The following is an 11,934-nucleotide window of genomic DNA, read 5'->3' on the forward strand; positions in this document are numbered from 1 at the left end:
GTCTCCTCCGGATGATCAGCTTGCGGCTGTGGCCAGAATATCAACCACGAACACCAGGTCGTCGGTTCCGCTGATGCCAGCCGAGCTGTTGCCCGCCGAGCCGTAGCCCTGGTCGGGCGGAATCACGACGATGACCTGCGAGCCGACCGTGCTGCCCACGAGAGCGGCTGAGAATCCCTTGATGACCTGGCCGGTTCCGAAAGTGGCCGGCGACTTGCCCCAGCTCTCGTCGAACACCTTGCCGGTCGACCAGATGACGCCCTGGTACTGCACGGTGACGCTGTCGCCGTCGGCAACCGTTTTGCCGTCACCCTTCTTCAACAGACCGATCTGCAGTGCGGTGGGCTGCGGGGTGCTGGGAATGGTCACCGTCGGGGTTCCGTCGGCCGCGAGGGCAACCGTGGGGAACCCGGCCGGAGCCGGCTGGTCGACGCCGGTGGCCTTGGTGGGCATGTTCGGGTCGAGCGTGGCCGACGGCGACGAGGTGGCAGTCGAGACCGGCGCGGGCTGGTCGTCTTTCACATCGATGACGAAGACCACGGTGTCGCTGGCGGCCACGCCGAGCGTGGTGTTGCCGTTGGTGCCCCACGCATCTGACGGGGGAACGACCGCGACGATGCGCGACCCGACGGTGGCGCACGAGACGGCCTTCACGATGCCCGGCAGAAACTGTGTGGCGTCGACCGTGACGGCCTGGGCGCCGATCTCGGCATCGGTCGTGGTGAAGAGCTGCGCACCCGACGTGCCGTTGTAGAGGGTGAAGTCAACCGTGGCGATGGAGCCGACGGCAACCTCTGTGCCGGTGCCGACGAAGTTGACTGTGCGCTCGGTGGCGGTTGTCGTCATGGGTGCCGTGAACGTGGTGGTGGGCAGGGCATCCAGTGCCCCCGTCACCTGCACGGCGGCGGAGTTCGCACCCGCTGCGGTCGGAGTGCACGGAACGGCGCTGGCGGTGGGGCTCGCGGAAGAGCCACTGCACCCTGCGAGGGCGAGAGCTACGGCGGCTGCAGCCGCGAAAAGGGCGATTTTGCGCATGAATCCTCAGATCTGAGTTATAACCAAACCCGTTCAGTTTGGTGCAGGCGGCTATGAACAAGCTGAACGAGGGGCTCGCTGACAGTCGTGAGATGGATTGTGTGACGATCTGCCCCCGACGTACGTCTTACCTGAGTACTGGGCGCAGCCTGCGACCGACGACAGACAGAGGAATCACACACACGTCATGGGCATGCTCACTTACGGATCACCCGGCACAGATCTTCACTTCGACGACCGGCTTCTCGCTCACCTGCAAGCGGTGATCACGGCGAAGCTGCGTCGCGACGAGAAGTTCGGGTTCACCTGCTCGGCGGGCGACGGCGGCGGATACGTGTCGGTCTGGGTGCACCCGGCCATTCCGCTGGTATTCCGGTTCGATGGAGCCGAGCGCCCGACGCTCAACCGAGCATGGATCGAGGCGCTCATGCAGAGCGCCAACAGCGGGGGAGGGCTGTCGGCCGTCGCTGAGCCGGCGTGAGGGCCTCCGCCGGGCATCCGGAACCGCTGCCGTAGGCTTGAGGCGATGATCACGCGACGAGAAGCAGCACTGAGGCTCGATATTCCGCTCGAGATGGCCTCGCGGCACGGCCTGCCCTCGCGTATGAGCGAGGCTGAGCTTGCCGCTATCGACGCCGACCCACCCGCGTGGCTCGTTCAGTCACGAGCGAACAGAACCGGGGCCAAACCGGTGTGGATTCAGCTGACATGCTCGATCTGCGGCTTCTCAGAGGCAGCGAGGCCCAAAAAATGGTGGCCCGCCTTCACCTACCTCAGCTGCGACTTTCACAACCCTGACGAACTGCCGCCCGTCGCACCCTCTGCAGTTCGCAGAGAATACGACGGGGTCGGCAGCCGCTTCGTCGGCGTCGTCGACGAGGTGTAGTTCTTACTTCTTCTCTTCGAGCTTGAGGGCGATGCCCAGGGCGAAGAACGTGGGTGCCCAGTGCCCGATGAAGATTCCCCAGCGGTCAGACTGAGCCTTGTCGTCGCCTTTGCGTGCCCGGCTGATGAAGTACGTGATGAACGACAGCAGGATGGAGCTGAATCCACCGGCATACGCCCACTCGCTCTTGAAGCCGAGTTCGTTCAGTTTCTCGATCATGGTGACTCCTTGTGTGTTGGCATTCGTGTCAAGTGAAGTCTCCTTTGCTACTGACAGCGAAGGAAGGCCTTGACTTACGTGTGCCTACGCCTGACCGTGGCTGGCGCGTGAGCGCCGAGACAGCGAGTCGATGATCACGGCGAGAAGAAGCACGGCGCCGGTGATCATGTAGCGAATCGACGAGTCGAGGTTGAGCAGCGTGAGTCCGCTCGAGATCGACTGGATGACCAGAATGCCGAGCAGCGCAGACCAGGCGCTGCCCCGACCGCCGAAGAGGCTCGTACCGCCGATGACAGCTGCTGCGATGGCGTTGAGGTTGGTGTCGCCACCACCGCTCGACAGGCTGGCTGAGGTGAGCCGTGCCGACGCGAGCAGACCACCGAGAGCGGCGAACGTCGAGGTGAGGATGAACACCGAGATGTAGACGCGGTTGACCCGGATACCGGCGCGGCGTGCTGCTTCGACAGACCCACCGACGGCGAAGACCGAGCGGCCCCACTTGGTGCGGGTGAGGAAGTAGTTCATCACGACGACGAGCACAACGAAGAGCAGGAACATCGCGCCGAGCCCGCGGTCGGTGGCCAGATACGACACCGCGAGGAGCAACAGAATGAGCAGCAACACGGCCTTCAGCAGCATGACCGACAGCGCGCCGGTTGACAGGCCCGCCTTGCGGCGGCGACGTGACCGGCTGTAGTCAGACAGGAACAGCGCTGCTGCGGCGATCACCGCTAGGGCGTATGCCGCCCACGGTGGCAGAAAGGTCGCCTGGGCGAACTGAACGATCCATGAGTCGTAGGGCAGGTTGATCGAGCCGTTCGGCCCGAGCACCTTGAGCTGCAGGCCGAGGAAGGCGAGAAGCCCGGCCAGGGTGATCACGAAGCTCGGAACACCGAACCGGGTGAAGAGCAGACCGTACAGGTAACCGATGGCGGCACCCACCACGAGAGCGACGATCACCGCGAGGGCGACGGGCCACTTCAGCTGGGTGAGACCGACGCCGAGAATGGCGGCGGCGAGGCCGCTCACTGATCCGACGGAAAGGTCGATCTGGCCGAGCAGTAGTACGAGCACGATGCCGATGGAGATGGTTCCTACGGCGGCACACTGCAGGGTGAGGTTGACCAGGTTGTTCGCCGAGAGGAAGTTCGGGTTGAGAATCTGGAAGATGACGCAGATGACAACGAGCCCGATGATGACCGGTAGCGACCCGAGGTCTCCGCCGCGCACCCGCTGGCGGAACGCCAGTACGGCGCCGCGCAGGCCTTCGGTTCTGACCAGTCGTTCGTCTTGCAGGTCTGCGGCGCGTTCGGCCGGGGTTTCTGAGGGGGAGGTCATGACTGCGGGTTCTCCTCGGTGCCGGGTGCAGGCGTCTCGTGGGTGCGGAAATCTTCGGTGATGCCGGATTCGACAGTGCCGGTGCCCGAGGCATCGGCTGCGGCTGCAGCGGCGGAGGCTGACCCTGCGTGTGCGCTTGCGCGGCGGGTGACGACGTTGTCGGTGGCTCCGGTGATTGCGGAGATGATCTCTTCGTAGCTCACATCGGCCACGTGGAAGTCACCGTTGTTGCGGCCGAGGCGCAGCACCACCACGCGGTCGGCGACAGCCTGCACATCGGCCATGTTGTGGCTGATCAGCAGTACGCCGAGCCCGCGTTCGCGGAGTCGCTCGACGAGGTTCAGAACCTCAGCGGTCTGGGCCACGCCGAGGGCGGCGGTGGGCTCGTCGAGAATGACGACGCTGGGTTCGCCGATCAGTGATCGTGCGATGGCGACAGTCTGGCGTTGGCCACCCGAGAGCGAGGCGACCGCGATGCGCACCGAGGGAATCTTGGCTGAGAGCTGGCGCAGGAGGCTCCACGCGCGCTGCTCCATCTCTTCTTCGTCGAGCGAGAGCCCGTTTCTGATCTCGCGACCGAGAAAGAGGTTCGACACGACGTCGAGGTTGTCGCAGAGGGCGAGGTCTTGAAAGACGGTGGCGATTCCGAGCGCACGCGAGGCCGTAGGGGTGGGGATGCTCACCACCTGGCCGTCGAACATGATGGTGCCCGAGTCTTGCGGGTGCACACCCGCGAGGATCTTCACCAGGGTCGACTTGCCGGCCCCGTTGTCGCCGACGATGGCGACGACTTCGCCCGGATAGATGTCGAGATTGATGTCTGTGAGGGCGCGAACAGCGCCGAAACCTTTTGATACGCCTTTGAGCGAGAGAACGGGCTCGCGGGTAGCACCTTCGGTATCGGCGACGGCGGATTCCATCGTCACGATTTCTCCTTTGAATTGCGGTGGTGGGGTGTGAACAAACGTGTTACGCCAAAGTAAACCCGGCCGGGGGTGTCAAGACACCCCCGGCCGGGTTTTTACTTACGGGGTTACTTGACTCCCGCGGCGGCGCACTTGGCTGCGTAGTCTGCGGTGCAGATGTCAGAAGCCTTGTACAAGCCATCGGCCACGACGGTCGACTCGATGTTGTCGACCGTGACAGCCACGGGCACCAGCAGAACGGAGGGAATGGAAGCCCCGCCCTTGGTCGTGGTGGTCGCGCTGGCAGCAGGCTTGGTGCCCTGGGCGAGACCGACGGCCAGCGTGGCAGCCTGCTCTGCTTCGGGCTTGAACGCCTTGTAGATGGTCATGTACTGGTCGCCGGCAAGAATGCGTTGGATGCCTGCAAGCTCAGCATCTTGACCGGTGACGGGGGGCAGGGGGCTGACATTCGCACCCTTGAGGGCGGCGATGGCGCCACCGGCGGTACCGTCGTTGGCTGCGTACAGACCGGTGATCTGGCTGCCGAACTGGGTGATCTGGCCGGCAACCCAGGTCTGGGCCTGAGCCGGGTCCCATCCGGGTGTGTCGTACTCGGCGAGGATCTTGTAGCCCGAGGTGTCGATGACCGAGTGGGCGCCCTTCTTGAACAGCGTGGCGTTGTTGTCGGTCGGTGAGCCGTTGACCATCAGAATGCCAGCGCCAGCTGCGACGCCGTCTTTCTTCAGTTTGTCGACGAGTGCCTGGCCCTGCAGCTGGCCGACCTTCTCGTTGTCGAACGAGATGTAGTACGACGAGTCGGGGCTGTTGATGAGCCGGTCGTACGAGATGACCGGCACGTTCTTGGCCTTCGCCTCAGCAACGATGGATGCCGCGGCCTCACCGTCGAACGGGTCGAGTACCAGCACGCTGACGCCCGAGGTCAACATCGACTCAGCCTGCTGCTGCTGCTTCGATGCGTCGCCGTCGGCGTTGGAGTAGAGAACCGTGCAGCCGGCGCAGAGCGCTTTGACCTTGGCCTCGAAGTAGGGCTTGTCTGCGCTTTCGTACCGTGCTGTCACGGAGTCGGGCAGAAGCAGACCGATCTTGGCACTCGATGCGCTGGCGGTCGAAGCAGAGTTACTGTTCGACGACCCGTTCGAACACGCGGTGAGTGAGCCGGCTGCGAGCAGGATTGCGGCTGTGGCAATGACCGCTCTCGTGGTGGCGATCTTCATTGAGAAACCTCCCGTAAATGTCGCCCTCATTGGCGACTGGAGCGAGCTTTGCATCTTTCAAGTTTGTCGTCAAGTCTTGAAGACAAGCATTAGATAACAAGTTAGACACTTCTGTCGTCGGGTACGATGTTCACTCGGTCGATGGCGAATATCGCCGCCCCGAGAGCGGCAGCGCGTGCGCCGAGCTGGCCCTGCACGATATCGGGCATCAGGTCGCGTCCCACGATGATCGATCGTTCGACCGCATGGCGCAGCGGGCCGAGCAGAAGCTCGCCCGCGCGCGAGAGCTCGCCGCCCACCACGATGCGTTCGGGGTCGAGCAGGTTGCAGAGATTCGCCGCTGCAACACCGATGTGCCGCCCCGCGTCGGCGATGGCGCGCATCGACACGGGGTCACCGGCCATCGCGCGCAGCACGATGTCGTTGAGTTTGAGCGAGCCGAGCTGGTCGCGCAGGCCGTCGAGTAGCGCGGGACCGCCGGCGATGGCCTCGAGGCATCCCCGGTTTCCGCAGCGGCAGAGCGGGCCGTCCTCGAGGATGGTCGTGTGCCCGAACTCGCCGGCGACACCGTTGTGCCCGCGAAAGATCTCCCCGTTCAAGATGAGGCCGGCCCCGATACCGTCGCCGATGTCGAGCGTCACGGAGTTTCTCTTGCCGCGCGCCGCGCCCAGCCGAAACTCCGCCAGAGCCGCCAGATTCGCCGCATTGTCGACGTAGACAGGCCTCTTGAGGCGGCGCTCCATGACGTCGGCGACGGCCACGCCGTCCCATCCGCGCATGATCCCGCTGCGGGCGGTGGTACCGGTCTCGGCATCCATCGGCGCCGGTACGGCGATGCCGACCGCCAGCAGGTCTTGCATCGACGCGTCGACCGAGTCGAGCATGTCGGCCAGCAACAGGGTCGTCTTGTCGAGCTCGTTGTCGGCGCGATGGTCTTTCGCCAGTGGCATGTGGTGCTCCGCGACCACGGTGTGGGCGGCATCGGCGAGGGCGATGCGCATGTGTCGGGTGGAGAAATGCACACCGACGAACAGCCCCAGGGCGTGAGCGAGAGTCACGTGCTGGGCCCGGCGACCACTGCGAGTGCTCGGGGCGGTGTGCAGCAGACCAGAACTCGACAGCTCTTTCACGATGTTCGAGACCGTGGCGGGTGAGAGCCCGGTTGCGCCGGCGAGCTCGACCTGGGTCAGGCCGCCGTGCTTCTTGATGGCGTCAACAATGCGCGCCCGGTTGGCTTCACGAAGTGAAGTCTGTGATCCGGGAGTGCGCCTTTGGTCTTCCACTTGAACAACATACAGCGCGTGTCAAGCCGCCCCGCCCGGATGCGCGGTTCAGTGTCAGGCTCCCAGCGTGGGAACACCGGTGCTCTGCGGGCTGAGGGCGAGCGCGATTCTGACGGCCGCGACCACCCAGCCGAGCACGACGAGCGCCGACCACAGCCAGATCGGGGCCATTCCGCGCCCGGCGCGGCGCTTCATGACGATCGAGCGGCCGAAGACATAGACGCCGGCGGTGAGGAGAAACGCCCAAGCCCAGTGGAACGGCCTCTCGAACCCGCGCCGCCGGAGCGTCTTCCAGTCGAAGTAGGCCAGCACCACCGCAGCGCCGTAGACCAGCAGACCGAGCAGCGACAGCCCGACGTTCGCCGTCGACGATGCGCTGGCAGGAACCCGACCCGGGTGGGAGAGCGCAGTGACCGCGCGGGCGACCCCGGAGTAGTCGTTCGTGAGCGCCGACAGAATCGACACCACGGGGAGAAGCGTGATGATCCAGATGAAGGCGTTGTAGACGGCCCGGCCGGGAGCGCCGGCTACAGCCCCGGCCGCAGCCCCGCCCAGAGCCGCGGTGCCGGGGCCAGCGGCGAAACCCGCCTGCGGGGCCGCATACGCGCCGGAAGTATCGGGGAACACATGCTCGGTCCACACCGACCCGTTCCACCAGCGCTGCTGGGGGTGGCCCGCGGGGTCGGGGTACCAGCCCGCCGGCGCGATCGATGCGTCTGGTGTCGTCATGTCTCCTCCGAGCGCCAGCGCAGATCGGGCGCTCGCGGTGGTTATCCTATGCGAGATCGCCGCCGCTCATTCAGGCTTGCGGTCGATAATGAATGCATGATCTCTCCTCAGCTCGCCCGCGCCCTCGGTGTTGCCGGCCTGCGATGGCGGCCGACCTCCGGCGACATGTTTGTCATCGATCAGTCGGGTTTCGAAGGCGACGTCTTCACACTCAGCGACATGACCATCGAAGCGCACGAATTCGCAACGGGCACGGTGCTCGGTTTCAATGGCACCACCGAGTGGGCGCTCGACTCAGTCGCCCTCGACGACGCCCTGTGGCTGCCGGCCGAACACCAGCTGCGAGCGTTGCTGGGGTCGACCTTTCGGGTGCTCCGTCGTATCGCGGCCGGCGCGGCCGGTGACGGCTCTGACGACTCGTTCGGGCTCGGAGACGATGGTGGCGACGAGTACGAGGTCGAGATCGTTCTCGCCGGCCAGACCCGAGTGTTCGCCGCCATCGACCCAGCCGACGCGTATGCGGGAGCGCTGCTGGTGCTCATCGGCGCATCGAGCGACTCGGTCGAGCCCTCGCTCTGACGAGTCTGACGCCGGTGACGCCGGTGACGCGGGTGACGCGGGTGACGCGGCTCAGCGCGTATCGGCGACTCGCGCCTCGAACCGGGCTCGCGCCTCGACGGCGAGCACAGCGCTCAGCTGCGTGGCGAGAAACGTGGTGGGGGCGGCGGGCGTTGTCCAGGTGTCGTTCGCCAGAAAGCGCGGCGGCGTGAGGTTCTGCCAGAGCAGGTCGGTGCTGACGGTGAGAAACCCGGCGGGCATCCGGAGCCCCTCGCCAGAGACAGCGGCGAGGGCCTCGATGAGGCGCTCGAGGGAGCGCACGAAGATGCCCTTGAAGAGGCCGATGTCACCGCCGCCGTGCGAATCGAATGACACGTTCTCGCCGGTGAAGACACCCGAGGGTGCCAGGGTGCCGATGGTGGTTCGGGCGGTCTGCAGCGCGCGTTCGATCAGTGCCGGCTCTGCGGTACGGTCGAAGGCTTCGATCAGTGCACCGATGTAGAGGCCCTGGTTGTAGCTGAAGCGCCAATCCAGGTCGAGTGTGTGGTCTCCGGTGCGGTTGAGGCCGTCGGCGACCAGCCCGGTGTCGGCATCGACGAGCGTGGTCTCGAGAAAGTGCAGGGCCCGCTCGGCGTAGTCGAGGTAGCGCTGCTGTCGGGTGCGACGAAACAGCCGTGCCGAAAGTAGGGCGAACGCTCCATTGCTCGGGGCGTTCTTATAGTCGAGCTGCTGGGTGCGCCACGCCAGGCTCGGGCCGCCCGCGTCGTTCCAGCCGCGGTCGACGAGGTGCAGCCAGAGGGCCTGGGCGTCGATGAGGTACCGGTCACCCGGCTCGCCGGCCACCGTCGGCAGGGCGTCGAACAGCCGCAGGGCTGCGAGCCCGAGCCAGCCCATATCGTCGAAATAATGGTTGAACAGGCTGCCGTGATTGCGCGACCGGATGCCCGCGTAGGTCTTCTGGGCGGCCCGCAGCGGCCCCGTGCTGCCGCTGCGCTCGGCCGCGTCGACCCGCACCTCCACGGCGTGGGCCAGCCACCAGTAGTTGAACGCCGCGACCTGTGAGAGCCGCAGCGGAGCCGTGTTGCGGAGCCGCCCGCCGTGATGGCTGCCAGAGCGGCTGCCGAACAGGATTCCGAAACGGCCACCGAACTCGGTGCTGAGGGCGTTCTGCAGCAGATCGGCGCGGTCGGCCCACTGTTCGGCCGCGGTTGGCGGAGAAGTCTCGGCAGAGGGCGTGTGCGAGGGCGTGTGCGAGGACATCGGCGTGCTCATCGGGTCAGCGCAGCGCGGGCGCCACGTATCTGACCCAGGCCCAGACCGACACGCTCACGGCCGCGAAGGCGATGGCCGCCAGCAGCACGGGCACCGCGGTCGGCATGACGCCGGCGCGCTCGATCGACGAGCAGAGTACGGCCGCGAGCAGTGTGAATGAGACCACGGTGCTGGCGAGCCAGACGCCCCGTGACCAGGCGAACAGCGCCCGGCCGGCGAGGGGACCCAGGGGAATGAGCGCGATCGCGGCGGCGCCGAACGACCCGAGGGTCAGGGTGCTGAGAACTTCGGCGACGAAGGAGCTGAAGGCACCCGACGAGGCATCGACCAGACCACTCGAGGCCCATGCGGCGCCGCCCAGAACGAGCAGCGAGACCGTCTGCACAAGCGCCAGCTGGCCCTGGATGCGCCGCGAGGCTTCAACAGCACCGCCCACCGCGAGCACAAGCCCGAAGAGCAGGGCAGGGTCGAGGTCGAACAGACGTGACACCCCGGTTGCGGCGGCGGCAAGCAGGAGGTACTTCGGCGCGAAGACTGCCGTGATGGTCACACCCAGGGCGCGCCGCGCGAACACTCTCGGCACCACCACCGAGACGAGGTTCAGTACGGTGAACGACACGATGATCGCGCCGAACAGGCGAAGGTAGGCGGGCTGATTGTCGATGGGGCCCGACAGCATTCCGATGGCAGCCGACGCCACGAGCGCCAGAACCGCTATCACCCTCGGGCTGACCGCGATGTCGGGAACGCGGTCGAACTCGTCGCGAGACCGGTTGCGGCCGGTGAGTGCGCCGCGACGTTCGGCCCGCTGGCGGAGGGCCACGGCTGCCCCTGACGAGGCAAGGGCAGAGCGCGCCTGGCTTGCTGCCGTCGTGGAGGCCAGCGCCGATCGAGCCGAACCGAAGGCGTTGGCCAGCAGCCGTGCCGGTGCCGCCACGAGCACGAGAGCCGTCATCGCCACGATCAACGCGATCCACCAGTTCGACGCAGTCGCCTGGCCGAAGACCGGCTGCAGCGCAGAGGTGTACCGCGTGGCCCCAGCCCACGTGCCGGGGGTGTGGCCTGCCGCTGGGGGAGCAGCGCTGCCGGAGTCGCCCGGGCTGCTCGGCGCGGTGGGGGTCGCCGGGGTCGAGGGGGCGCCGGCGCCGGGTGCTGCGCCGTCGCCGTAGCCGCTCGAGCCGGTCGGCGGCGTGCCGGCCACCCCGGGTGATCCGGTCGCCGAGGGGGTCTGGCCGGGCGTGGGAGGGGTACTTCCCGCCCCGGGTGCGGGCGTGCCGCTGGGCGTTCCCGTTCCGGCTCCCGTCGGTGCTGTCGGGGTGGTGGATGCCGCACTGAACGTGAGCGCGAACGGAGTGCTTTCGCTGCTGATGTTGCCCGCCGCGTCTTGCTGCAGCGCCGACATCTGGGCTGTACCCGCTGCCACCGTTCCCGCAGTGCAGCTCCAGAGGGAGTCGACGACGGTTGCCGTGCAGGCCGCGTAGGCGCCTGCGAAGACGGTGACCAGAGCGCCGGTCTCGCCGCCACCCGAGATGAGTGCTCCGGTGAGTGCGACGGTTCCGCCAGTGGTGGGCGAGGTGATCGTGGGCGGCTGAGGCGACTCTGAGTCAATCGTGATGGTCACGCCCGCGCTCGACGGCGATGAGCCCCCGCTCCACGAAGTGACCTGACTGGCACGCAGCACCAGCGTTCCGCTGGGAATGTCGGCCCCCAGGTTGCACGCCCAGCCGCCGCGTGCGTCGGCGATCGCCGAGCAGCTGTAGGCACCGGCCGTGGCCGTGACGGTGGCCTGCGGATACCCGTTGCCGCGCACGGTGCCGTACCCGGTGGTGACGCCGCCACTCGAGCCTGAACCGGCCGTCGGGGCGTTCAGAAGGTTCACGCTCACCGATGCGCTCTGGTTGTCGTGGCCCGCGACGAGCTGCGTGATGCGTAGAACGACTCCCGGGCCGCTCGGCAGGCTCCCGCTCGAGCAGCTGAACGAGCCGTCGGCGGCCGCCGTGGTGAGGCAGAGCGGATCGGTCTGCGTGTTCGATGACAACTGGATGTCGCTTCGCGGCTCGGCGGTGCCCGTCACGATCACTGAGTCGCTGAGCAGTGATCCCGTGCTGGGCGAAGAGATCGAAGGGCTGGCCACCGGGGCGTCGGTGGGGGTCGTCGATGTCGGCGAGGGAGCCGGAGCTGGCGCTGGTGCCGTCGAAGGGTCGACAGTCTGGCTCGGAGTGGCTTGCGTGCTTTGGGTGCTCTGCGTGGCCGCCGTGCTGCTCGGCGGTGCCGAGGGGGCCTCTTCTGCCGAGGCGGCCGGGGCTCCGAAACCGGCTGTGGCAGCAAGAGGCAGCGCAATGGCGATGATGGCGAGAGCAAGCACCCATCGGGCGCGAGAATGAGAACGGGCGGGCGCCGATCGTGTCGGCGCGCCCGGGTCGGTGCTCTTTCTCAAATCAGTCACGTTGTTCCATTTAGCAAGGAAAACCGCG

At 66.6% G+C, this 11,934-nt stretch carries 12 protein-coding genes; 3 read left to right on the forward strand and 9 right to left on the reverse strand.

Annotated features, from left to right (window positions below):
* Positions 1 to 15: 15 nt before the first annotated feature.
* Positions 16 to 1,035, reverse strand: a complete 1,020-nt coding sequence (locus tag D4765_RS08850) for an FKBP-type peptidyl-prolyl cis-trans isomerase (RefSeq protein ID WP_136641928.1) — start codon at positions 1,033 to 1,035, stop codon at positions 16 to 18.
* 187 nt (positions 1,036 to 1,222) lie between these two features.
* Here D4765_RS08850 and D4765_RS08855 point away from each other — a divergent pair, with 187 nt between their 5' ends.
* Positions 1,223 to 1,516, forward strand: coding sequence for a DUF7882 family protein (locus D4765_RS08855; protein WP_136641929.1), 294 nt, complete (start codon positions 1,223 to 1,225; stop codon positions 1,514 to 1,516).
* A gap of 45 nt (positions 1,517 to 1,561) precedes the next feature.
* Positions 1,562 to 1,921: a hypothetical protein gene (locus D4765_RS08860; RefSeq protein ID WP_136641930.1), complete on the forward strand. Its 360-nt coding sequence runs from the start codon at positions 1,562 to 1,564 to the stop codon at positions 1,919 to 1,921.
* A 3-nt stretch (positions 1,922 to 1,924) separates the two neighbouring features.
* On the opposite strand, the gene D4765_RS08865 is transcribed toward D4765_RS08860, so the two are convergent.
* The 6 genes from D4765_RS08865 to D4765_RS08890 all read right to left on the reverse strand — a co-directional run bounded on the left by D4765_RS08865 (position 1,925) and on the right by D4765_RS08890 (position 7,630).
* Complete coding sequence (locus tag D4765_RS08865) at positions 1,925 to 2,140, reverse strand: hypothetical protein (RefSeq protein ID WP_136641931.1); 216 nt, start codon at positions 2,138 to 2,140, stop codon at positions 1,925 to 1,927.
* An 84-nt stretch (positions 2,141 to 2,224) separates the two neighbouring features.
* On the reverse strand, positions 2,225 to 3,478 hold the full coding sequence (locus D4765_RS08870; protein WP_136641932.1) for a sugar ABC transporter permease: 1,254 nt from the start codon (positions 3,476 to 3,478) through the stop codon (positions 2,225 to 2,227).
* Entirely contained in the window at positions 3,475 to 4,398 is a 924-nt protein-coding gene (locus tag D4765_RS08875) for an ATP-binding cassette domain-containing protein (RefSeq protein WP_136641982.1), read from the reverse strand. Before D4765_RS08875 ends, D4765_RS08870 begins: the two co-directional genes overlap by 4 nt.
* A gap of 113 nt (positions 4,399 to 4,511) precedes the next feature.
* A complete protein-coding gene (locus D4765_RS08880; protein WP_136641933.1) occupies positions 4,512 to 5,618 on the reverse strand; it encodes a sugar ABC transporter substrate-binding protein in 1,107 nt (368 codons plus the stop codon).
* A gap of 101 nt (positions 5,619 to 5,719) precedes the next feature.
* Entirely contained in the window at positions 5,720 to 6,901 is a 1,182-nt protein-coding gene (locus tag D4765_RS08885; RefSeq protein ID WP_136641934.1) for an ROK family transcriptional regulator, read from the reverse strand.
* A gap of 54 nt (positions 6,902 to 6,955) precedes the next feature.
* Complete coding sequence (locus D4765_RS08890) at positions 6,956 to 7,630, reverse strand: DUF2510 domain-containing protein (protein ID WP_136641935.1); 675 nt, start codon at positions 7,628 to 7,630, stop codon at positions 6,956 to 6,958.
* Positions 7,631 to 7,726: 96 nt separating this feature from the next.
* Here D4765_RS08890 and D4765_RS08895 point away from each other — a divergent pair, with 96 nt between their 5' ends.
* Entirely contained in the window at positions 7,727 to 8,209 is a 483-nt protein-coding gene (locus D4765_RS08895; protein WP_136641936.1) for a pilus assembly protein CpaE, read from the forward strand.
* Positions 8,210 to 8,260: 51 nt separating this feature from the next.
* Here D4765_RS08895 and D4765_RS08900 read toward each other — a convergent pair whose 3' ends face one another.
* Together D4765_RS08900 and D4765_RS08905 are read right to left on the reverse strand one after the other, a co-directional pair.
* Complete coding sequence (locus tag D4765_RS08900; protein ID WP_136641937.1) at positions 8,261 to 9,460, reverse strand: glycoside hydrolase family 76 protein; 1,200 nt, start codon at positions 9,458 to 9,460, stop codon at positions 8,261 to 8,263.
* A gap of 4 nt (positions 9,461 to 9,464) precedes the next feature.
* Positions 9,465 to 11,906: a hypothetical protein gene (locus tag D4765_RS08905; protein WP_136641938.1), complete on the reverse strand. Its 2,442-nt coding sequence runs from the start codon at positions 11,904 to 11,906 to the stop codon at positions 9,465 to 9,467.
* Between the last annotated feature and the right edge of the window lie 28 nt (positions 11,907 to 11,934).

Source organism: Subtercola vilae, assembly GCF_004923255.1.
Lineage (GTDB): Bacteria > Actinomycetota > Actinomycetes > Actinomycetales > Microbacteriaceae > Subtercola > Subtercola vilae.